Below are 21,181 nucleotides of genomic sequence, written 5' to 3' on the forward strand. Positions count from 1 at the left end.
AAATTAAAATAAGAAAATCGATATGAATACAAGATCAATAAATATTTTAATGCTTGCCTTAACGCTCAGCATATTCTTTGGATGTAAAGAAAATCCTGAGGAAGGGGATGACGCTTCCAGTGAAACTGCAACTACTAATACCGAAGAAGGTGAAAATCACGGTGAGGAAGGAGATGAAGAACACGGTGAAGAAGAAGGCGGGATGCGTTCAGTACATCTTTCAGAGATGAAATTCAATAGTTTGGGCATCAAAGTAGATACCTTACCTAAAAAAGCTTTGTCCGGTATTGTGGAAGCCAATGGCCAGTTAGAAGTGCCGCCACAATATGAAGCTACCGTTACGGCAATTTTAGGCGGTAATATAACTTCTATAAAGGTTATTGAGGGGGATAAGGTAAATAAAGGTCAGGTGTTGGCTTATCTTTCTCACCCAAATTTAACCAGAATGCAGTCTGATTATATTAATGCATATAGTAGGATGCAATTTTTGGAAAAGGAATTTGAAAGACAGAAACGTTTATATGAAGCAGAGGTAGGATCTGGAAAAACTTTTCAACAGACCCAATCCGATTACCAGTCTGTACAAGGTGAAGTACGGGGGTACGAATCACAATTACGCCAGTTAAACCTAAATGCTTCCCAGGTTAGAGACGGTGAATTATATGAATATATTCCGGTAGTAAGCCCAATTGGAGGTTATATAGAAAAAGTACTGGTGCAGATAGGACAGTATGTGGAGCCGCAAACCAGCATGTTTATGGTAGTTGATAATGAACATGTTCATGCCGATCTAATGGTTTTTGAAAAAGATATTTATAAGGTGAAAGAAGGCCAAAAGATTGCGTTTACACTGGAATCGGTTCCAGGCAGTAATTTAACCGGGGAAATTTATTCAGTGGGGAAACAATTTGAACAAAACCCCAAAGCGGTACATGTGCATGCAGAAATCGATAATAAAGAAGATTTTCTAATTCCGGGGATGTATATAAACGGAAAAATCAGGACGGGTGAAGAAGCTGTTCCTGCCTTACCGGAAGAAGCAATAATTGAAGAAGAAGGAAATCCCTACATCTTTACGGCCCAAAAACACCAGGAAGATGGTGAAACCGAGTGGGAATTGAAACCGGTGCAGGTAAGAACGGGAATAACTGAAGATGGTTGGGTTGAAATTAAACTGCTGGAGCCTCTGCCTGAAGGTACTTTGGTTGCTTATAATAATGCCTATTATCTGGTCTCTGAAATGCAGAAAAGCCAGACTTCCCATGGTCATTAAATTAAAAAAAATAGATGGATGGACTCTCTGTTAAATGTTTGTCTTGATTAAAATTCCAGAGGGTTCATCCTTAATACTAAATTAAAACCACAGTAATGAAAGAAATAAAAGCATTTATAAAGCCAAAACGGGTTCAAATAGTGATAGAATCCCTTAGCGAAAGCGGATTCAAAAGTATGACGCTGTCTCAGGGGGAAGGTACCGGAGCATTTAAAGCAAAAGGCGCATCACCTTCTTTAGATTTCCGTGTAACCGACAGCCCGGTGGTAAAGTTAGAACTGGTATGTCAAAATGAAGAAGCACAATCGGCTATCAATATCATCCTGGAAAACGGGAAAACACCGGATCCAGGTGATGGCATCATTTATTTGTCTGACATTGAAGATGCTTTCAAGATAAAAACCGGGGAATCCTTAAAGCGTTAAATTTTCTAAACCCTTTTACGCCCAATGGAAAAAATAGTAAAAAAGTTAGAAAGCAAAGGCATCCGCCCTACGGCAATGCGCCTGATGACCTATAAACGGTTGGCACAATTGAATGTGGCCATTAGTTTAGGCGACCTTGGGAAAGATTTCGAAAGCTCGGAAAGGAGTACGCTTTTCCGTACTATGAAGACATTTGAAGAAAAAGGAATTGTGCATCAAATTGAGGATGGCACCGGCATCATTAAATATGCCCTGTGTGAAGACAATTGTGAATGCGAGGTGGGTAACGACCTTCACTTACATTTTCATTGCAATAGTTGCGGGGAAACCGTGTGCCTTACAGAACATAAAATCCCTCAGATAAATCTGCCCGAAGGTTACGTGGCAGAGGATATTAATCTGGTGGCTAAGGGAGTCTGTGAGAAATGTAGCAATGACTTGGATTAAGTTTTTTGATTTAAAAAATTGGAACAATGATGAAAATTTATAAAAAAGAAAACAAGGTATATATGGTAGCTCAAAATAGATTGGATGCTACCGATTATGACAATTTGATATCTCAATTAAAAAACCATATACAGGCAAACCATAAAGTATACTGGTATATTGAAATGGAAAATTTTGAGGGGTGGACTGCAAGTGCGTATTGGAAGGGCATTGAACTGAAACTTCCGAATGAAGAACGCGTTAAAAAGGTTGCATTGGTGGGAATTACAAAATGGCAGGAACAGTTTACCGAAGTTTTGATACCCTTTACAAAGGCACATATTAAATTCTTTAGCCTTGAAGAAAAACATTTGGCCAAGGAATGGATGGAGAAAGGAAATCATTAAAAAAGTTAAATAAATTTAAACAGAAAGATTATGATGGACAACTGGAATTTTGGGGGAATGCACTGGATATGGTGGGGGCTTTGGATAATCCTCATCTTTTGGATATTCTTAATTCCTTATCCCACCCCGGGACAAAATAGACGGAAGGATAAGGCTATGGAAGCCCTGAGAGAACGATACGCCCGGGGCGAGATAAGCGATGAGGAATTTGAACAAAAGAAGAAAGTCCTTCAGGATAAGAAGAAGTAGTTATAAGGCACAGGCATCGAAAGCGATGGCACCTATGGCTTATAAAAGAAGGTAAAAATGAAAAAACGCAAAGTATTTGTTTTTATATTCATTGGATTAGCCCTTGGCTTATTTATAATACAGCCCCTGGTTATTTCACTCCACATGTATGACATGCAGGGAGGTAATGGCGAATGGTGGAAATCTCTGCTTGCTTCATATCAGCAGGAAGTTAGTTCATGGGATTTGGATCAAGCCATCATCAAATTGCTATTTGGACTGCTGGGCATTGCCTTGTCGCTTATGTTTATGGTCAGGCAAAGAATATTTCAATTGACCGGAAGAAGAGATAAGCTGGAGGAGATCAGGGAGCTGATTGCGGCAGGAGAAAACCAGCAAGTAGAATTTAAATCTACCTTGAGATGGGATTTGAGGCAGTTTAAACCGAATAAGGCTTTGGAGGACGTAATAGCAAAAACAATTGCCGGGTTTATGAACACCCAAGAAGGGCATTTAATTATCGGAATTGATGATGAAGGTAGTATTCTGGGGCTGGAACAGGATTGCGGTACTTTAAAAAAACCTGGCAAGGACGGGTTTGAGCAATATATAATGCAATTGGTGTCCCTCAAGTTCGGCACTCATTTTTGCCCTTTGGTTAAAGTGGCCTTTTACCAATTCGAAGAAAAGGATATCTGTTATGTAAGGGTTCACAAATCACAAAAACCTGTGTATTTGAATTTGGGCGATCGTTCGCATTTCTTTATCAGAACCGGGAACGGAACCCGCGAGTTGGATATGCCTGAGGCTCTGGAGTATTTGGAGATACACTTAAATTAATATAAACCCTATAAAATTGAAAAAATGATATAGGTATTGGACATAGAAAAAGAAAACTTGATTGCTGCTAAAATCAATGGTAGAATCACGAAGAAGGATATAAAAAACCCATCCGCTAATCCACAATATCATCGAAAAAAGTCATAAAATTTGTAGGCGAAAAAAATAGCAGGAATGGGTCGTTAAAGCTACTCATTTCTTTACCGGTTCAGAAGTCAAATATTTTGACCTTCAGGATAAGGAACAAGCAAAAAACTGGATACAAATAACTAAGGATATGAAAAAACTAAAAATCAAAATTCCCGTAATCCTTCCACAGGTACCTAATGAAAAAGACGCTTGTGTGGAAAGGCTAATTAAGGAACTGGAAGCCGAAAATGGCCTTGAAAAAGTCCACATAGCGGATGATCAGGAAGATACGGTGCCACAATTGTGCTTTCATTACGATCCGGATATAATTTCTATTGACCGCATTCAATCATTGGCAGAAAGAACCGGGGCTGAAATTACCGCGAAATATGGACATTTGCTTATAGAGGTTGAGGGGATTAGACATACCCGGCATGCAAGGACTATAGAAAAGAGTCTGTTGAATATCAATGGTGTTTTGGAAGCTTCCGCCAATGCCGGAGGAATGATCCGTTTAGAATATGATAAACGGGAAACAAGTTTTGATGAGATAACTACAAAGCTCGAAAAAGAAAACCTACAAGTTAAAAAAAGCTCCTCTGCTGAGAATAAGGGCTTTAAATCTGCCGAAAAGAATCCTCAAAATTTAAATAAAGAAAAGGTAAGGGATATAGAAGAACAAAAGCATAAAGATACTGATCTCCAGAATCATAGAGAAGCGGATAGCCACGGGGCCGGGGAAGAACATTCCCACGCCCACGGAGGTATTTTTGGGAAAAACACCGAACTTATTTTTGCTATTATTTGTGGTGCTCTTTTGGGTATTGGTTTTGGTTTGTCCTACGTAACATCAATACCGGAATGGGTCAGCTTATCCCTATACATAGGTGCCTACTTTTTTGGAGGTTACTTTACAGCAAAAGAAGCCATACAGACCGTAGCCAAAGGTGGATTTGAAATTGATTTTCTCATGTTGGTCGCAGCTATAGGAGCAGCTATTCTTGGGGAATGGGCTGAAGGAGCTTTGTTATTATTTCTCTTTAGCCTGGGGCATGCCTTGGAGCATTATGCAATGAACAAAGCACGAAAATCTATAGCTGCACTGGCAGAACTGGCGCCAAAAACAGCTTTGGTTAAGAAAAATGGTAAAACGGAAGAAGTTGGTATCGAAAAACTCAATATTGGGGATATCATTGTGGTGAAACCAAATAGTAAAATATCTGCAGATGGCGTAGTGGTAGATGGGCAGAGTAGTGTTAACCAGGCTCCAATAACCGGGGAGAGTGTACCGGTAGATAAAGTTCCCGTAGAAGATGTTGAGAAGGATTACTCAGAGGTAGATGATATTAAAGATGAAAACCGCGTTTTTGCCGGAACGATCAATGGGAACAATACTTTGGAGATTAAAGTTATCAAAGCAGCCAAAGATTCAACGCTTTCCCGATTGGTGAAACTGGTTAACGAAGCTCAGACTCAAAAATCGCCTACCCAGTTGCTCACCGATAAATTTGAAAAATATTTTGTGCCGTCCGTCCTTATTTTGGTCGGGATTCTTTTGTTTGCTTTTTTAGTTATTGACGAACCCTTTAGCGCCAGCTTTTACAGGGCGATGGCCGTATTAGTAGCTGCAAGTCCCTGTGCGTTGGCAATCTCGACCCCAAGTGCTGTATTAAGTGGAGTGGCCAGAGCTGCCCGTGGCGGGGTATTAATTAAAGGAGGGCGCCCTCTGGAGGACCTGGGGGTTATTACCGCCCTAGCCTTTGATAAAACCGGAACTCTAACGGAAGGAAAGCCAAAACTTACCCAAGTGGTGCCACTTGGGGATATTTCAGACAATGAACTTCTCAAAATAGCAGTAGCCGTGGAAGGTCTTAGTGATCACCCCCTGGCCAAAGCTGTAGTTCGTGATGGAAAAGAGCGTCTGGAAGGCGAGGAAATCCCAAATGCCTCTAATTTAGAGGCAGTTCTGGGTAAAGGGATTAAAGCATCATTTGGCAATGATAAAATCTATATAGGTAACCTCGACCTGTACGAAGGGCTTGATGAGAGTACACCTTCCGAAAAAATAGCTACGAAAGTGCGTGGTCTTGAAGGTGGTGGAAATACAACAATGCTTATACGAAAAAATGAAGAATATATAGGCATCATTGCATTAATGGATACCCCTCGTGAAGCCGCCAAGGGAACCCTTAAAAAATTAAAAGAAATAGGAATTAAACGAATGATCATGCTTACTGGTGATAACCAGAAGGTAGCAGACGCAGTAGCAGAAGAAATAGGATTGACCGATGCCTGGGGTAGTTTATTACCGGAAGAAAAAGTGGATGCTATAAAAGAATTAAAAGAAAAGGAATCCAAGGTGGCAATGGTGGGCGATGGCGTTAATGATGCCCCTGCCATGGCAAACAGCACTGTAGGAATAGCTATGGGTGCTGCGGGAAGTGATGTAGCCCTGGAAACGGCGGATATTGCGCTAATGGCCGATAAGTTGGAAACCCTGCCCTTTGCCATAGGTTTAAGCAGGAAGGCAAAGGCGATTATCAGGCAAAACCTTTGGGTTAGCCTTGGTATTGTGGCCCTGCTTATACCTTCAACCATATTCGGCTTGGCAAATATTGGAGTGGCGGTAGTAATCCATGAAGGTTCGACGCTTCTGGTGGTTTTTAATGCGTTAAGGCTTTTGGCTTATAAAAAAGATTAGATCCGGACTTAGACTGTTTTTCGAAAGAATATAAAATGACAAAAACGGAAAAAAAATTATCGTCAAAAGGGATACGTCCCACTGAAATGAGGTTGAAAATTTACAAATACCTCAAAAGGAAAACTTATGCAGTAAGTTTAAATGAAATGCAAAAAGTCTTTATCAATAAAAATATCAAAACAGCCAATAAGACCACTTTCTACAGGGCGATAAAGCTCTTTGAGAAAAAAAGCATGGTGCACCAAATTGACGATGGAACTGCTTTTGCAAAATATGCGATTTCCGATGAAAACGCCAAAGGTAAACACAGTACAGATTTACATATGCACTTTCATTGTACCAATTGTAAGAAAACAATCTGTTTACCAAATAAAATATCGGAAGAGAGTTTGCCAAACCAGTATGAGGTGAACGATGTGAACCTAGTTTTAAAAGGGATATGTAAAAACTGTAGTAAAAAATAATAGGTGGGAGTGCCTTAAGCCTGAATCCCAGCCCCCAATGGTCAAGCTTAAGGTTTTTTCCACCGTAACTAACTTAAAAAAATGTGAATATGGAAAAATTTGATGTAACTATAATAGGATCTGGCCCGGGCGGGTATGTAAGTGCGATCCGTTGCGCCCAATTAGGATTAAAAGTAGCCATTATTGAAAGGTACAACACGCTTGGCGGCACCTGCCTTAACGTGGGCTGTATCCCGTCAAAAGCCTGGTTGGAAGCCTCTGAGCATTATTACAAACTCAAGCATCAATTCGAAAATTTTGGGATTGATGTTAAAGAGGCCAATGTCGATATCCTGAAAATGAACCAAAGGGTTCAGGATGTGGTACAGGAAATCATCAATGGTGTTGATTATCTGATGAAAAAGAACAAGGTTGCCGTCTATCAAGGCCACGGCACCATCAAGGACAAAAACACGATTGAGATTAAGGGCGGGGACAAAACGGAAACCATAACAACCGATAAAATCATCATTGCCACAGGGTCCAAACCCGCTTCACTGCCCAATATTAAAATAGACAAAAAGCGTATCATCTCTTCCACCGAAGCCCTTGCCCTACAGGAAATCCCCAAGCACTTAATGGTCGTTGGGGGTGGCGTTATCGGTGTTGAGATAGGTTCCGTATTCGCCCGCCTGGGTTCAAAGGTTTCCATAGTAGAATATTTTGATAGCCTTATCGCCACTATGGACGGCGCACTGGGACATCAATTGCACCGTTCCCTTAGAAAACAGGGAATTGATTTTTATTTGGAACATAAGGTGACAAACGCAACGGCAACTGAGGATAAAGTAGAATTGAAAGCGGAAAATCTTTCCGATAAAGAAGAAATGAGTTTAGATGGCGATTACTGTCTTATGGCCATTGGCCGAAAACCATACACCGCCAGTTTAGGGCTTGAAAATATAGGAGTGGAAACCAATGAGAAAGGACAGATAACGGTAGATAAAAACCTTGAAACCAATGTCAAGGGTGTGTATGCCATTGGGGATGTAATCCGGGGGGCAATGCTTGCCCATAAAGCCAGTGAAGAAGGCGTTTTTGTAGCCGAAAGCATAGCAGGTCAAAAGCCACATATCAATTATTCCCTTATCCCAAATATCGTGTACACCCAGCCTGAGGTCGCCGGTGTAGGCTTGACGGAAGAAGAACTGAAGAAGACCAATAGAAGTATAAAAACGGGCTCTTTTCCCTATAAGGCAAACGCACGGGCGAAGATAAGTATGGATACGGATGGTTTTATCAAGGTAATCGCAGATAAGGAAACCGATGAGATATTGGGCGTGCATATGATAGGCCCTCGCATAGCAGACAGTTATACCGAAGCGGTGGTAGCGATGGAATTTAGGGCGGCTGCCGAGGATATTGCAAGAATGTCACACGGTCACCCCACATTTTCCGAGACCTTTAAGGAGGCCTGTCTGGCAGCTACCGAAGACAGGGCGTTGCATATTTAAAGTTGACCTAACAGTAAGTTCTTAAAAATTAAGACGCTACTGAGCTTTTTGAAATATTAAGGTTTAAGTAATGAACTCAAAAAACAGATAAGATAAAATGGGGCAATCAGTTCGAAATCAATCCACTATTGGGTATATCAGGGAAACGGCAACAAAGTTCCTCGACAGGGAAACAGCTGGGGGGATTTTTTTAATAATTGCTACTATAGTTGCCCTTCTTTTAGCTAATTCAAAGTGGGCAGGTGCCTATCATCATTTTCTTGGCGATGAATTGCTTTTTGAATTTTCCGAGCATCTTAGTTTTGGGCTAACAATTGAAGAATGGATCAATGATGGCCTAATGGCAATTTTCTTTTTGGTTGCCGGCCTTGAATTGAAGAGGGAGGTTATGGTGGGGGAATTATCTTCAATTAAAAAAGCCTCAGCCCCATTGTTGGCAGCTTTAGGTGGCATGGCAGTTCCGGCCCTCATTTTTATTAGCCTAAATTTAGGCACTGAAAATATAAAGGGTTGGGGCATCCCTATGGCTACCGATATCGCATATTCACTAGGGATTATTGGCCTACTGGGAAAAAATGTCCCCAGGCAGTTAAAAACATTTTTAATAGCCCTCGCTATTGCTGACGATATAGGTGCCATATTGGTGATAGCATTGTTTTATAGCAACGAGTTGAGCTGGATATACCTTGGATCGGGCATGGGGGCATTTGGGTTATTATTATTAATGAATTGGACTGGGATCAAAAATTTGATTTGGTATATTATTATTGGGATCATCTTATGGTATTGCTTCCTTAATTCGGGGATCCATCCAACTATTGCGGGAGTACTTTTTGCCATTACCATTCCAATAGTGCCCAAATTAGACAGTAAAATATTAAAAGAAAGGACCGCCACAAACGTTACTAATCTTGAGAAAACAGAGCTGGAAAAATTAAATCCTCTTCAGGATAAAAAACAACAAATAATTTTAAAAGCTATTAAAACAGATACTGAGAATTCAAGGCCTCCTTTGCTCAAACTGGAAAATTCCCTTGTTGATTTCAATGCTTTCTTTATCATTCCAATTTTTGCAGTCGCGAATGCGGGAGTAAAGCTCGATGTAAATTTAATTGAGGTTGTTTCCGGTTCTTTAGGGCTGGGGATCCTTTTGGGATTAGCTATTGGGAAAGTAACAGGGATTGGTATTTTTACATTGATCGGGCAAAAACTTGGAGTTTCCGAATTACATATTACACTAAACTGGAAACATATAATTGGAATTGGTATGATCGCGGGAATTGGCTTTACCATGTCCCTTTTTATTACCAATCTCGCATTTAATGATCAGGAATTGATTAAAATTTCGAAAATAAGCATTTTGATAGCTTCATTACTTGCAGCTATTGGCGGTGCGGTAATTCTCTTATTAACTTCCAATAAAGGAAGGAAAAATATAGTTAAGTGATATGGGAGAAATGAACAAAAGTACTTTTATAGTAAGTCAAATGGACTGTCCTTCAGAAGAACAGATGATCCGGATGAAATTGGAATCTTATGCTCAAGTGAAATATTTGGATTTTGATATACCCAATCGAAAACTTGAAGTATATCACCTTGAAGGGAATGAGGAAATCAAAGCCTCGATTTCAGAATTAAAATTAGGTGATAAATTTATGGGGACCGAAGAAGCCGAGCCTCCCGTAATAGAAGACCAATCCAAACAGAAAACAATCCTTTGGTGGGTCCTGGGGATAAATTTCGGCTTTTTCATTATCGAAATGACCACGGGGTGGATTTCTTCTTCTATGGGCCTAATTGCAGATTCTTTGGATATGCTGGCAGATTCGATAGTATATGCGCTAAGTTTATTTGCAGTAGGTGGTGCCATTTCCAGAAAAAAGAAGGTGGCAAAATTCAGCGGCTACTTTCAAATTGCATTGGCAACACTTGGTTTTGCAGAGGTATTAAGAAGGTTTTTTACAAGTAGTGAAACACCAATGTTCGAATGGATGATCATAGTTTCCATTTTAGCCTTACTGGGGAACCTTATTTCGCTCTGGTTGATAAATAAGGCCAAAAGTAAGGAGGCGCATATGCAGGCCAGTGCTATTTTTACGTCCAATGATATCATCGTAAACGGCGGGGTGATACTGGCCGGGGTGCTGGTCTATTTTCTGGATAGCAAATGGCCCGATTTGGTAATTGGCGGCATCGTTTTCACGTTTGTAATGCGGGGCGCCATAAGAATTTTAAAATTATCTAAATAATGCAAATATATGTTGCACAAGACGTTGGGCAAGAATAAGGAAATTATGAATAAAAGTAGTGTAGCATTATTAATTTTACTGTTGTTGGTAATAGACCAGGCCATAAAGATTTATGTGAAGACCCATTTTTATTATGGCGAGGAATATTTTGTGTTTGGCCTGGATTGGTTTCGCTTACATTTTTTGGAGAATGCCGGCATGGCCTGGGGCTTTAAATTTGGCGAAGGTTATCTGGCCAAATTTGTTTTAATACTATTTCGCTTCGTAGCCGTTATTTGGGGGACCTTTTATATCAAAAAGATGATACGTGAAGGATATGCAAAAGTCTTTATAATCTGTGCCGCATTTATATACGCAGGTGCATTGGGCAATTTGATTGACGGTGCATTTTACGGACTGATTTTTGAAAAAAGTGATCCCGCACTTCGCAATATTGCAGAAATATTCTCCTCAGGCGGTGGTTATGCCGGATTTTTAAATGGCAATGTGGTGGATATGTGGTACTTCCCTATTATTGATACAAGGCTTCCGGAATGGCTGCCATTATGGGGAGGTAATGAATTTACTTTTTTCGACCCTGTATTCAATACCGCAGATGTTTGGATTAGCACGGGAGTGATTTTACTCCTGATCTTTCAAAGCCAACAAAAAAAAGACCAGAAAATATCGGATAAGAAAAAGTTGAAATATACTGAAAGTAACAGGACAATTATAAAAATCGATTAGTTATGAACGCTTGGCTTTGGGTAGTAGTATTGGGATTGGCAGCTTGGGCTGCCCATTGGGGTGCTGATCAACTCCTTACCCCTTTAAAGATGCTGCGCAAACAATGGGGGCTTACTGCTTCTGCAGGGGCAGCTTTCCTGGCTATTGTAACAGCGAGCCCTGAAGTGGCGATAAATATTACGAGCGCCGCCCGTGGGGTATCTGATATCGGGTTGGGGAATTTGCTTGGTTCCAATATCATTTCCATTCCGCTCATGGTAACCATTGCATACTTTGCTTCCAGAAGAAAGTTTAAAAACAATAAGGAGCATCAAAAACATTTGGATGCCAACCTGCTGGCCCTGAACAAACGTTCCGTCTCGGTATTATCTATCCCCTATCTGGTAATTATCGGGTTGGTGGCTATATTAACGCTTCCCAAAGCCTGGCGTGGATTACAACCCATTGATGGGTGGATCATGCTGGCTGCCTATGCGGCTTTTTTAACGCATGCCATTATAAAAGGCAGGGAAAAGGGTCAGAAGGTAGAATGGGATAAAAAGAAAATATGGCTTTCGGTTGCAGGGGCCCTGGCCATAGCCGTGGGGGCTTTTTTTATTGTAAAAGCTACCGAAAATATTGTTTCGGCACTGAATATTTCCGAAATTGTTGGAGGGTTGTTTATCACCGGAATTATGACTACCGCCCCTGAAATATTCAAAACATGGAGTGTGGTAAAGGGAGGTGAAGTGACTGCGGGTACCACCAGTGTGATTGCAGATAATGCCGTTACCATGACAGTGGCATTTTTCCCCCTGGCACTGGTAACGACCCCAATCGAAGATTTCCAGTTGTTTTGGGTCAACCTGGCTTTTGTAGGACTGATGCCGCTTTTATATTCAGTATTTGTCCATCAAAGCAAGGAACTTCACGGGTTCAGCAGATGGCAGATATTCGTTTTCGATGCAGCGTATATTGTATATCTTTTAACTATGGTGTTTTTTGTTCTAAAACTATTTTAAAAAATGAAGGAGGATTTATTTAAGGATTACCAGGAGAGGCTTAATGTGCTGGATGAAAATATTAGAGCAGTAGCATTAAAATATGCAAGGGATTTCTATTTGAACAAAAATTGTTCAAAAGAAGAGGCTATTGAGCGTGGCATCGTAAAGGCAGAGATGGAAAAAAGGAATTTAGATAGAAATGGATAATATATTACTAATAGTATTATGGCAGAATTAAAAAAATCTCTGGGTACTCTTCGCCTTACTTTTTATGGTGTAGGTACCATTGTTGGTGCTGGAATATATACTGTAATTGGTGCAGCCGCTGGACAGGCGGGAACAGACCTTTGGTTGAGTTTTATTTTTGCCGCCATTGCGGCCAGTGTCTCGGCAATGTCGTATGCAGAGCTGTCCTCTACCTATCCTAATGCCGGTGCAGAATTCATTTTTGTACGGAAAGCTTTTCCAAAAATCGACATTCCATCTTTTCTAACAGGTTGGACGATTGCATTTCACAGTTCGGCCACCATCGCCGCGGTGCTACTTGCTTTTTCAGGGTATTTCAATACGTTTTTTAACATCCCTTCCTTACTGGTTAGCTATGCTGTGCTACTGATTCTTGCATTTATAAGCATTACGGGCATCAAAAAATCATCTACCGCCAATATCATTATGGTCAGTATTCAGCTATTGGGATTGTTTATTCTTATTGCGGTCGGACTTTTGGAAACAGGACCACCAAAATCAGAATTTTTTAAAGTGGAGTCCTTTTCCGGCACCCTGGCAGCGACTGCTACCTTATTTTTTGTTTATACCGGCTTTGAGCATATGGCAGCATTGGGTTCCGAGGTAAAAAATCCGGGCAAGACGATTCCGAGGGCATTTTTATTGACAATGGTGTTTACCACAATTATATACCTACTAATATCTTTTACGGTACTCAATATAAGTGACCCCGCAGAAATAGCAAAGGTAAATTCCCCATTGTCGCTGGCCGCTTCAAATTTAAATTCCTGGTTGCCCGTAGCCCTGGCAGTTGCGGCACTTTTTGCTACGGCTAATGCGGCTTTTAGTGGCATTATTTCCATTAGCAGGTTGCTTTTCGGTATGGCAAGCGTGGGCGAGCTTCCAAAATTTATGACCAAGACCAATGCACAGAAAGTACCCTGGGTAACTACACTGGTGGTTATGGCTGCGGTAGCGGCATTTTTGTTATTGGGAGATATTAAAATTGTCGCAGGAATGTCCTCTTTAGGGGCGTTACTCGTTTTTGTAGCTGTGAATATTGCACTCATCGTTTTGCGTTATAAAGCACCTGACAAAGAAAGACCTTTTAAAGTTCCCCTTTCCATAGGGAAAGTACCTATCCTACCCATTTTGGCCATAATTATTAGCCTGTCTCTGGTAGTTCAGTTTAACTGGCAGGTGTATGTTGCTTTTGTGGGAGCAATTATAGTGGGCATCGTGCTGGATTATTTTTTGGACAAAAAGTCAAAGAATGAGATGGATCCCGAAAAAGAAAAAGAACTGTTCAACCATTAAAATGAAGCTATGGAATGGACCTTTGAAGAATTTAAAACCAGTTTGGATGGCCTCCATCCTGCAGTGAAGCAAAAAGCCCTGGAAATTGCTAAAAGTCTGGTTATAGAAAAGAATTATACTAAGGGAAATGCCATAAAAGAAGGAATTATGAAAGCTGAAGAATGGTTTTACGATTTAGGCGGTTAATAATTAATAAAAATAGATATGTTACAAATTATAGAGATTTCAGGAGATAATATTATTGCAACCAGAGCATCGGGAGATTTATCCGAAATGGATATTGAGAAGGTACATCCCATTATTCATGCTATTTTGGACAAAGGATTAAACGTACGCTGGTATTTTGAAATGGAGAATTTTACCGGCTGGGATTTTCCAGGCCTGTGGGAAGATCTAAAAATGGATACTGCCCACGCAAAAGATTATGAAAAAATCGCCATGGTAGGTGATAAAAAATGGCAGGACTGGATTACAAAGTTCATGAAACCTTTTACCAATGCTGAAGTAAAATATTTTGACTTAGAGGAAAAGGAGATTGCCAAAAAGTGGATTAAACAATAAAGCTTTTATTTAAACAATTAATTGAAAAACTGAATGTATAATTAAAATTAAAAAACCATGAAAATAATAGTTCCGATTGATTTTAGTCAAAGTTCCAAAATTGGAGTTGAGTATGCCATAAAGGTGGCCGAATCTTTAAATTCAGAAATTATCTTTGTTCATGCCTATTCTGAAGGTTATCAATATGCCGGATACGGGGCTATAGTTTATCCGGTTCCCGACAACTTTAGTTCTTATCAGAAATTGTACAAAGAAAAAATGCTGGAATTTCTCGAAAATTTTCCACGTCTGGCGACAATAAAATATAAGAGTATGGTAGCCCCAGGAAGACCTTCAGATATAATTTATCAATTAGCAACAGAAGAAAAAGCAGGTTTGATAATTATGGGGACAGAAGGTGCAGGTGAGGTAGAAGGTTACCTTGCAGGAACTACCAGTGAAAAAGTGAGCAAGGATGTACCCTGCCCTGTGCTGGTTGTACCTGAAGATTTAGAAACTTTTGGTTTAAAAAGAATTTGTCTGGCGCTGGATTCAGATAATCTGAAACCTGATAGGGAACTAAAGGTTCTGGCTGATCTATTAAAGGCATTTAACGCGCGCCTTTTTATATTTCATTTTGCTAAAAGTAAAGATGAAGTTATTAAAGAACAGGAGATAAAAAACTATTATGAGGAGTTTTTTAATCTACAGAATATTTCTGTTCACCTTTTTTCCGAAGGGAAAACTGAAGATAAAATAACCGGTTTTTTGAAAGATAATGCCATAGATATTTTGGCGCTACTTTACAGGAAACATGCCTTTATAGAAAAACTAACTGAACTGGGGCTGAGACGGAAAATGATTTTCAAATCAGAAGTTCCTGTACTTATTTTAAAATGATAGTAGGATTGAAAACAAATCTGCATTTTTAAGTTTATGAAGTCACTATTTTTTAGAAATTAACTGAATTCCTGAGCTTCATACCTTCAGTAAGACCACAGAATTATTTGTGAAATATTCCTATGGTATCCTAGGTGCCCTAAATTAAGGCAATTGTAAGACTACAGTACAATGAATTTTTATCTAATTAGAGGGAATAAACCCTTTTTAAAGCGATAAGTTTGCAATTTACCCAAAAGAAAGTGTAGAAGAAAAATGTCAAAATATAGGAGAAATAGAAGAAAGAAGAAGGGTCAAAAATCTTCCCGGAATAAAATAACTAAAAAAGAAAAGCTTTTTGGAATTTTTTCATTAATCCTTTTGGTCATTGCATCATTTTTATTGTATTTTTTTGTCTTAAAAGACTTTATTCATAAGCCCTGATTATTTAAAAATGTTTACCTACCAACTTTTTCTTAATCTAATGATTCTATGGAATTCATTATTTTTCTTTTTAAAAGTTGAAGTTTTAAGAGGCGTAGAAAATTGACCTTTTGTAAACAAAATACTTCAATTAAAAACCGATTCCCTGTAATATAAGGAATCGGGAGTTCTCTGGTATTTCAATTCAAGTACTTCTAAAGGAGGGGCGACCAGAATTATACTCATATTATTGAGAACCTTCATAATACTCCTAATAGGTAGGCTGTCTCATAGGAGTAAATACAAAGCTTCCAAGTTAGAAACTTTAAACGTACAAACGAGGTTTTCGCCGTTGGTAAATCTTTTAAGAAGCTTAATACTATATATTCCTACAACTTTAAAAATATATTCTTAAGATAATAACTTTCAATATTTAGATTATTAAAAAATAAATTTTAGATTTGTCTAAATAATATTTTAGGTAATGAAAATAGAATGGTTAAGTCTAATTATTTTTATCGCTTTTTTTACATCCTGTGAAAAATTAGCTGATGAATATGGTCCTGTTCCTCCAAAGGAAAATGAACTTCTTGATGGCCCTGTAGAAGGATTATCAGTTGAAGAGCAGATTCAGTTCTTGAATGGGGATATAGCGTTCAATGATGAAGTATTTACCGCAGAAACTGGACTCGGCCCCGTTTTCGTAGGTACTAGCTGTGTTAGTTGTCATTCTGGGGATGGTAAAGGTCACCCGTTTAATCAATTTATAAGATTCGGTCAAAGTGATACTTTAGGAAATCCTTTTGCAGACTTTGGGGATGGTAAAAATCAATTACAGAATAAAGCAATTCAGGGGTTTCAGCCTGAAAAGCTACCTCCAGGAGCACCCTTCACAACCTTGGTTGCGCCTGCGGTCACAGGATTAGGTTTTTTGGATGCTGTTCCAGATGAAAGTATACTTTCTCTAGCCGATCCTTATGATGAGAATGGCGACGGAATAAGTGGTAGAGCTCATTTCGCATATCCTCCTGAATATGTTCAAATTCGGCCAAATAGTATTTCACGTGGAGGTAAATATATTTTTAGGTTTGGTAAAAAGGCAATTAGTTATGACTTATTGCATCAAACAGTAGGTGCGTATAATCAAGATATAGGTATTACATCAATCCTGTCCTAAACGTTTTTAGGATGGAATAAATTTACTGTTTTCCCTGACTTTAAGCCTACTTTTGTCCTTTTTCAAAATAGAACCCCCTGTACAATCTTTGGATTTGGCGGGGAATGGTCCTGAAAAGGATGATCGAGCCATTTTTGCAATTCTACTTTTACAAATAAGTTTAATCTTATAAAAGCCACCAGGTTGGATAAATACCATTGATGTTTGGCCATTGCCTTTAGTGCTTTTAGGATAAGTATGGTAATCAATGCTGTCCATATTTGGATCATTACTGCGTTTTGGCTGGTTCCTATGAAAGATTTTATATGCAGTAGCTGTTTTATTTCTCGAAAGAAAATCTCCACCTCCCATCTGGCCTTATAAAGTTCGCTTATGGTGTTTGCTGTCCAAGACATTTGATTGGTAATTAATTCGATCTGCTGTTTGTTTATCTCATCATATACAGCTATTCTCCTGAGCCTTTTGGAATACTTCTCAGCGGATTTTGTTCCAGTAAGTTCTATGATTTCATCTATGAGGATATGCCCATGCCTGTTGTCGGGTAGTTCTTTTTCCTTAATAGGCTTGTATTGAATGTTTTCTTTATGCCTTACCACAAAAAACACCTCACTGCTGTCCCAGACATTTAGTAGGGAAAAATCATTGTAGAACCTATCGGCTACAATAACGCTCCTTTTAAGTAATGGGATATCATAGGCGCCTTTGTTGTCAGCGGTTTTGCCATTGGTAATGTTTACATAAGCGGGCAGGTTCCCATCATAGTCTAGTAACGTATGCATTTTGATGGCTCCCTTGGCCGTCTTATATTTTGCCCAGTCAAATAAGCTTAGGCATAAACTTACGGTAGTGGAATCCAGCAGGAATATTTTCGATTTAATTTTAAATTTTACACGTTTCGAGTAAGCCTGCTGTCCCAAACTTTTAATCAGTGCATAATAATACTCCCTAAAAAGTTCCCAGTCCCGCCTCTGGTTCTGATAACTTATAGTTGATTTTGAAGGTGCTTTTTGTACGCCCAGGTGATTCAGGTTTCCGGTAGCCGACCGCAACCCATTGCTGATGTCCCGCACAGACTGACTTTTGGCAAATTGACAGAACAGCATCGAAACTAAATGAGTCCAGCTATTAAAGCCCTTTTGATGCTTATCAGTCTCTTTTTGCTTTACAATCTTATTAAAAACTGAACGATCAAGCTTAGAGATAATTTGAGAAAACAAAGTTATATTTGTCATAAGAGAAAGGTTTTGGTTTTGTTGTGCACCTCAAAGATAACTTTGAGTTACAAAACAACCTTTCTCTTTTTTTAAACGTTTAGGACGCTATTGGTTTTATATTTATAAAATTGAGTTTATCCCGGTTTTCTTTTAATTAAATGGCTATTTTAAACGGGATAGAAGGAGTTGGCAGCAAGCTATGAAAGAAAAACACTCATTAGAAACATACGATAAGTTAGCGATAGGTGGAATTTTTTACTTAGAAGAATCTATTAGATACTTAAATACGGCATTAAAGAATGATTTTGCATCGATTCTATTTAGTAACGCTTTAAAGGATCTTGAACCAAATGAATCTGATAAAAATATAATAGAAAAAGTAAAATTACCAGATAATCATATAGATGTCTTACAATCAGAAATTCCAGATATCTTAACTAATGAAACTACCGATTATATGGTAAAAGAATGGGAGAATGCCAGAAAATTAGCAGAAAGTAAAAAACATAAATTTGATCAAGATCACAGAATTGAATCTATTGAAATATTAGGACATTTAAATAATTATGGTTTTTTCTTAGAAACATTAATAAACAGACATCTACTATATTTAAATCAAACAGGTATCATAGATAATTTTAGTTATAGAAGAATTTCGGTAGCAAAGGTAATGGAGAGATTAATTTACATATTTAAAGATGATCTACGAAATAATACGGTTCAGCTAAATGAGATTCAAAATCTTTTTAGACTTAGAAATAAAACAGTTCATTTCACACCAGATAATGCTCAATCTTTAAAGCCAAAAATTTCGGAATTAAATCAGATTTGGAATCAAACTACAATTCTACTTAAAAAACTAGAAAAAATTGAAAATTTTAATGAAGAAAAATTCAGTGATATATTAGATTATTATATCAAGGGAATTAAGAATACTTGGTGCTAAATAACCAGCTGCCAATAACTAAGCGTTCGTGTGGCCGGTACGGCCCAACATGAACGCACTGTTGACTAAACCGGTTCTTTGCCGGTCAGCCATATATGGGGATTAGTTTGTTTTTAGGAGGTAAGATTTGATAGGTAGGCCATCTAAATCTCTATGCAAGATGTCGGCTTTTGGCTATTGACCTAAGTCAAGCTGCTTTTTACTTTGTTCTTTTACTGGTACTTACAGGATTTAATGCCATTTTGATCGTTTTAGGCCATAGATTTCCGGTTACGTCCGGAAGGATCGTTTTTTTATACTCATTTATTTGATTGTTTTCTTAGTTTTTCCATCCAGTATCCAGGTGGGCCTCGTGCCATAAAAGTAGTAAGTGTTACCAATTTCCCTTTCTTGCACACTGGGCAAAGCTGGTGTTGTAGTGGTTTGCGCTCTTTGAGTTGCACCCGTCCCAGGCTTTGCTGTAGCTGGATAAGGGTGAATTTTTTATGGTAGGAACTCAAGATTCCATAATGCCGGATGCGAACAAAGCCTTTGGGAAGTATGTGAAGTGCGAACCGCCTGATGAACTCTGCATCAGATAAACGTAATAAGGATTTTCTTCCCCCGTGGCGGTAGTCCTTTACAGAAAATGTAACGCTTTTATTATCCAGGTTTTTTATCCGATGGTTACTGATGGCGATCTTATGGGTATAACGGCCAAGGTATTCCACTACCTGGGCGGGACCTAAAAATGGGCGTTTGCAATAAACTACCCAATCATTTTTAAAAAGGCTTTCGTAGAAGTCTTTGGTTTGTGGCTCCAGTTCCTTGCGGAGGGAAGCCACAAACCGGGCCCTAAAAACCTTGCTCATAGCCTTAACCGGGAACAGGTATTTTCCATTGCTTTTTGCAGATCTCCATTTGCCACTTTGGGTAATACCACCGCCGGGAACAATGCAATGCAGGTGTGGGTGCAAAGAAAGGTTTTGCCCCCAGGTGTGCAGGATGGCAATCATTCCAGGTTTGGCACCCAAGAATTTATGGTTGGATGCAAAATCCTGGATCACCTGCCAGGTTATTTTAAACAGTAGGGCATATATATTTTTAGGCTCATACAGGCATAGGCGGTTGAGGGCTGATGGCAGGGTAAAGACCACGTGGAAGTAGGGAACATTAAGAAGTTCTTCTTCCCGCGCCTGGATCCACTGTTCTTTTTTATGCCCCTGGCACTTGGGACAATGGCGGTTCCGGCAACTATTGTAACTAAGGTGAAGCCTATGGCAGGAAGGATTGTTACAGCGGTCAATATGGCCACCCAGGGCAGCAGTGCGGCATTTGCGCAAGGCGTGCAGGGTTCTTGTCTGCCAGCTGTTGTAACAATATTTGGATAAAGATTCCGTGTTCCTTTCCAGAACCTGGGCCACCTCATAGGCAGCAGGTTTCACAGCTACTTCTTGTATAGTCGGTCCAACGGACTGAAGGGCTTCTGCCTACCGAGTTGTGCCACGTGCAAGTAGGTGAGGGTGGTTTGGATATCTGCGTGTCCCAGTAAATCTTTTACACTGATAATGTCCAATCCCATCTCCAAAAGGTGGGTGGCATAACTGTGCCGCAGGCTGTGGGTAGTGATATTTTTCTGGATCCCGCTGTGTTTACGGGCTTCCCGAACGATCCATTGCACCCCCATTGCCGATAACTGGGCTGGGTTTCCTTTCCTGTCGTAGCCATTAAAACACCAGGTGGTAGGATTATCTGAAGCGATATATTTTTTTAAACCACGGATCTGCATCTGGGACAAAGGAACATAACGGTCTTTTCTTCCTTTGCCCTGGCGGATGTGGAGCATCTTCCGATCAAAATCCAGGTCTTTGAGCTGAAGGCTGCGAAGTTCAAAGCAGCGAAGGCCACAGCCATAGAGCATTGCTAGTACCAGCCGGTGTTTGAGCAGTTTGGGAGTTTTAAGCAATTGCTTTACCTCACTACGGCTTAATACCACTGGAAGTTTGTGGGGACGTTCAATAGAGGGAAGCATTACCCGCATTTCCTTCATCCCGGAGATTCGATAGGCATAGCGAAGACCATAGACCGTATGCTTGAAGAAACTGTCGGATGGTGTTTTGTGCTGGGACTTTAGAAG

23 protein-coding genes are annotated in these 21,181 nt (G+C 39.5%); 20 read left to right on the forward strand and 3 right to left on the reverse strand.

The genetic code is table 11. The annotated features are described in order from the left end of the window. Nucleotides 1-22: 22 nt before the first annotated feature. The 19 genes from BM084_RS08680 to BM084_RS08765 all read left to right on the forward strand — a co-directional run bounded on the left by BM084_RS08680 (nt 23) and on the right by BM084_RS08765 (nt 16,905). Nucleotides 23-1,273, forward strand: a complete 1,251-nt coding sequence (locus BM084_RS08680) for an efflux RND transporter periplasmic adaptor subunit (RefSeq protein ID WP_173636774.1) — start codon at nt 23-25, stop codon at nt 1,271-1,273. Nucleotides 1,274-1,368: 95 nt separating this feature from the next. Further along, on the forward strand, nt 1,369-1,698 hold the full coding sequence (locus tag BM084_RS08685; RefSeq protein WP_057482983.1) for a P-II family nitrogen regulator: 330 nt from the start codon (nt 1,369-1,371) through the stop codon (nt 1,696-1,698). Between the two features lie 24 nt (nt 1,699-1,722). After that, nucleotides 1,723-2,145, forward strand: a complete 423-nt coding sequence (locus tag BM084_RS08690) for a Fur family transcriptional regulator (protein ID WP_057482984.1) — start codon at nt 1,723-1,725, stop codon at nt 2,143-2,145. A 26-nt stretch (nt 2,146-2,171) separates the two neighbouring features. Then, the gene (locus BM084_RS08695; protein ID WP_057482985.1) at nt 2,172-2,531 is read left to right on the forward strand and encodes a SpoIIAA family protein; all 360 of its coding nucleotides are present in this window, start codon (nt 2,172-2,174) and stop codon (nt 2,529-2,531) included. A gap of 30 nt (nt 2,532-2,561) precedes the next feature. Beyond that, nucleotides 2,562-2,780: an SHOCT domain-containing protein gene (locus BM084_RS08700; RefSeq protein ID WP_008615618.1), complete on the forward strand. Its 219-nt coding sequence runs from the start codon at nt 2,562-2,564 to the stop codon at nt 2,778-2,780. Nucleotides 2,781-2,837: 57 nt separating this feature from the next. Continuing rightward, the gene (locus tag BM084_RS08705; RefSeq protein ID WP_057482986.1) at nt 2,838-3,599 is read left to right on the forward strand and encodes an AlbA family DNA-binding domain-containing protein; all 762 of its coding nucleotides are present in this window, start codon (nt 2,838-2,840) and stop codon (nt 3,597-3,599) included. A 277-nt stretch (nt 3,600-3,876) separates the two neighbouring features. Continuing rightward, nucleotides 3,877-6,429 carry a heavy metal translocating P-type ATPase gene (locus BM084_RS08710; RefSeq protein WP_057482987.1) on the forward strand — a complete coding sequence of 851 codons (2,553 nt, stop codon included), beginning with the start codon at nt 3,877-3,879 and terminating at the stop codon, nt 6,427-6,429. A gap of 35 nt (nt 6,430-6,464) precedes the next feature. Next, the gene (locus tag BM084_RS08715; RefSeq protein WP_057482988.1) at nt 6,465-6,893 is read left to right on the forward strand and encodes a Fur family transcriptional regulator; all 429 of its coding nucleotides are present in this window, start codon (nt 6,465-6,467) and stop codon (nt 6,891-6,893) included. An 89-nt stretch (nt 6,894-6,982) separates the two neighbouring features. Then, entirely contained in the window at nt 6,983-8,386 is a 1,404-nt protein-coding gene (gene lpdA / locus BM084_RS08720) for a dihydrolipoyl dehydrogenase (protein WP_057482989.1), read from the forward strand. A 97-nt stretch (nt 8,387-8,483) separates the two neighbouring features. Beyond that, nucleotides 8,484-9,833, forward strand: coding sequence for a Na+/H+ antiporter NhaA (nhaA, locus tag BM084_RS08725; protein WP_057482990.1), 1,350 nt, complete (start codon nt 8,484-8,486; stop codon nt 9,831-9,833). Between the two features lie 10 nt (nt 9,834-9,843). Then, nucleotides 9,844-10,635, forward strand: coding sequence for a cation efflux transmembrane domain-containing protein (locus BM084_RS08730; protein WP_217806691.1), 792 nt, complete (start codon nt 9,844-9,846; stop codon nt 10,633-10,635). Between the two features lie 45 nt (nt 10,636-10,680). Beyond that, the gene (locus BM084_RS08735; RefSeq protein WP_041579156.1) at nt 10,681-11,361 is read left to right on the forward strand and encodes a lipoprotein signal peptidase; all 681 of its coding nucleotides are present in this window, start codon (nt 10,681-10,683) and stop codon (nt 11,359-11,361) included. A gap of 2 nt (nt 11,362-11,363) precedes the next feature. Next, nucleotides 11,364-12,362 carry a sodium:calcium antiporter gene (locus tag BM084_RS08740; protein ID WP_013073444.1) on the forward strand — a complete coding sequence of 333 codons (999 nt, stop codon included), beginning with the start codon at nt 11,364-11,366 and terminating at the stop codon, nt 12,360-12,362. Nucleotides 12,363-12,365: 3 nt separating this feature from the next. Then, on the forward strand, nt 12,366-12,551 hold the full coding sequence (locus BM084_RS08745; RefSeq protein ID WP_013073443.1) for a hypothetical protein: 186 nt from the start codon (nt 12,366-12,368) through the stop codon (nt 12,549-12,551). An 18-nt stretch (nt 12,552-12,569) separates the two neighbouring features. Then, on the forward strand, nt 12,570-13,886 hold the full coding sequence (locus BM084_RS08750; RefSeq protein WP_013073442.1) for an APC family permease: 1,317 nt from the start codon (nt 12,570-12,572) through the stop codon (nt 13,884-13,886). Nucleotides 13,887-13,895: 9 nt separating this feature from the next. Beyond that, nucleotides 13,896-14,072, forward strand: a complete 177-nt coding sequence (locus tag BM084_RS19160; protein ID WP_013073441.1) for a hypothetical protein — start codon at nt 13,896-13,898, stop codon at nt 14,070-14,072. Between the two features lie 18 nt (nt 14,073-14,090). Next, nucleotides 14,091-14,447, forward strand: a complete 357-nt coding sequence (locus BM084_RS08755; RefSeq protein WP_008615606.1) for a SpoIIAA family protein — start codon at nt 14,091-14,093, stop codon at nt 14,445-14,447. Between the two features lie 57 nt (nt 14,448-14,504). Continuing rightward, a complete protein-coding gene (locus BM084_RS08760) occupies nt 14,505-15,326 on the forward strand; it encodes a universal stress protein (protein ID WP_013073440.1) in 822 nt (273 codons plus the stop codon). A gap of 886 nt (nt 15,327-16,212) precedes the next feature. Further along, a complete protein-coding gene (locus BM084_RS08765; RefSeq protein ID WP_245764360.1) occupies nt 16,213-16,905 on the forward strand; it encodes a di-heme oxidoredictase family protein in 693 nt (230 codons plus the stop codon). Between the two features lie 62 nt (nt 16,906-16,967). On the opposite strand, the gene BM084_RS08770 is transcribed toward BM084_RS08765, so the two are convergent. Beyond that, nucleotides 16,968-18,137: an IS4 family transposase gene (locus BM084_RS08770; RefSeq protein ID WP_093304329.1), complete on the reverse strand. Its 1,170-nt coding sequence runs from the start codon at nt 18,135-18,137 to the stop codon at nt 16,968-16,970. Between the two features lie 181 nt (nt 18,138-18,318). Here BM084_RS08770 and BM084_RS08775 point away from each other — a divergent pair, with 181 nt between their 5' ends. Next, nucleotides 18,319-19,065, forward strand: a complete 747-nt coding sequence (locus BM084_RS08775; RefSeq protein WP_093304332.1) for a hypothetical protein — start codon at nt 18,319-18,321, stop codon at nt 19,063-19,065. Between the two features lie 299 nt (nt 19,066-19,364). On the opposite strand, the gene BM084_RS08780 is transcribed toward BM084_RS08775, so the two are convergent. Next, a complete protein-coding gene (locus BM084_RS08780) occupies nt 19,365-20,489 on the reverse strand; it encodes an IS91 family transposase (RefSeq protein WP_449415955.1) in 1,125 nt (374 codons plus the stop codon). Between the two features lie 2 nt (nt 20,490-20,491). Further along, a partial coding sequence (locus BM084_RS08785) for a tyrosine-type recombinase/integrase (protein ID WP_245764361.1) occupies nt 20,492-21,181 on the reverse strand: 690 nt, incomplete at its 5' end.

The sequence above is a fragment of the Salegentibacter agarivorans genome (assembly GCF_900113135.1).
GTDB lineage: Bacteria > Bacteroidota > Bacteroidia > Flavobacteriales > Flavobacteriaceae > Salegentibacter > Salegentibacter agarivorans.

Bases quoted from the DNA above. Each gene is read 5' to 3' on its own strand.
- BM084_RS08680 (WP_173636774.1), top strand. From the start codon at position 23: ATGAATACAAGATCAATAAATATTTTAATGCTTGCCTTAACGCTCAGC.
- BM084_RS08685 (WP_057482983.1), top strand. From the start codon at position 1,369: ATGAAAGAAATAAAAGCATTTATAAAGCCAAAACGGGTTCAAATAGTG.
- BM084_RS08690 (WP_057482984.1), top strand. From the start codon at position 1,723: ATGGAAAAAATAGTAAAAAAGTTAGAAAGCAAAGGCATCCGCCCTACG.
- BM084_RS08695 (WP_057482985.1), top strand. From the start codon at position 2,172: ATGATGAAAATTTATAAAAAAGAAAACAAGGTATATATGGTAGCTCAA.
- BM084_RS08700 (WP_008615618.1), top strand. From the start codon at position 2,562: ATGATGGACAACTGGAATTTTGGGGGAATGCACTGGATATGGTGGGGG.
- BM084_RS08705 (WP_057482986.1), top strand. From the start codon at position 2,838: ATGAAAAAACGCAAAGTATTTGTTTTTATATTCATTGGATTAGCCCTT.
- BM084_RS08710 (WP_057482987.1), top strand. From the start codon at position 3,877: ATGAAAAAACTAAAAATCAAAATTCCCGTAATCCTTCCACAGGTACCT.
- BM084_RS08715 (WP_057482988.1), top strand. From the start codon at position 6,465: ATGACAAAAACGGAAAAAAAATTATCGTCAAAAGGGATACGTCCCACT.
- lpdA (WP_057482989.1), top strand. From the start codon at position 6,983: ATGGAAAAATTTGATGTAACTATAATAGGATCTGGCCCGGGCGGGTAT.
- nhaA (WP_057482990.1), top strand. From the start codon at position 8,484: ATGGGGCAATCAGTTCGAAATCAATCCACTATTGGGTATATCAGGGAA.
- BM084_RS08730 (WP_217806691.1), top strand. From the start codon at position 9,844: ATGAACAAAAGTACTTTTATAGTAAGTCAAATGGACTGTCCTTCAGAA.
- BM084_RS08735 (WP_041579156.1), top strand. From the start codon at position 10,681: ATGAATAAAAGTAGTGTAGCATTATTAATTTTACTGTTGTTGGTAATA.
- BM084_RS08740 (WP_013073444.1), top strand. From the start codon at position 11,364: ATGAACGCTTGGCTTTGGGTAGTAGTATTGGGATTGGCAGCTTGGGCT.
- BM084_RS08745 (WP_013073443.1), top strand. From the start codon at position 12,366: ATGAAGGAGGATTTATTTAAGGATTACCAGGAGAGGCTTAATGTGCTG.
- BM084_RS08750 (WP_013073442.1), top strand. From the start codon at position 12,570: ATGGCAGAATTAAAAAAATCTCTGGGTACTCTTCGCCTTACTTTTTAT.
- BM084_RS19160 (WP_013073441.1), top strand. From the start codon at position 13,896: ATGGAATGGACCTTTGAAGAATTTAAAACCAGTTTGGATGGCCTCCAT.
- BM084_RS08755 (WP_008615606.1), top strand. From the start codon at position 14,091: ATGTTACAAATTATAGAGATTTCAGGAGATAATATTATTGCAACCAGA.
- BM084_RS08760 (WP_013073440.1), top strand. From the start codon at position 14,505: ATGAAAATAATAGTTCCGATTGATTTTAGTCAAAGTTCCAAAATTGGA.
- BM084_RS08765 (WP_245764360.1), top strand. From the start codon at position 16,213: ATGAAAATAGAATGGTTAAGTCTAATTATTTTTATCGCTTTTTTTACA.
- BM084_RS08770 (WP_093304329.1), bottom strand. From the start codon at position 18,137: ATGACAAATATAACTTTGTTTTCTCAAATTATCTCTAAGCTTGATCGT.
- BM084_RS08775 (WP_093304332.1), top strand. From the start codon at position 18,319: ATGAAAGAAAAACACTCATTAGAAACATACGATAAGTTAGCGATAGGT.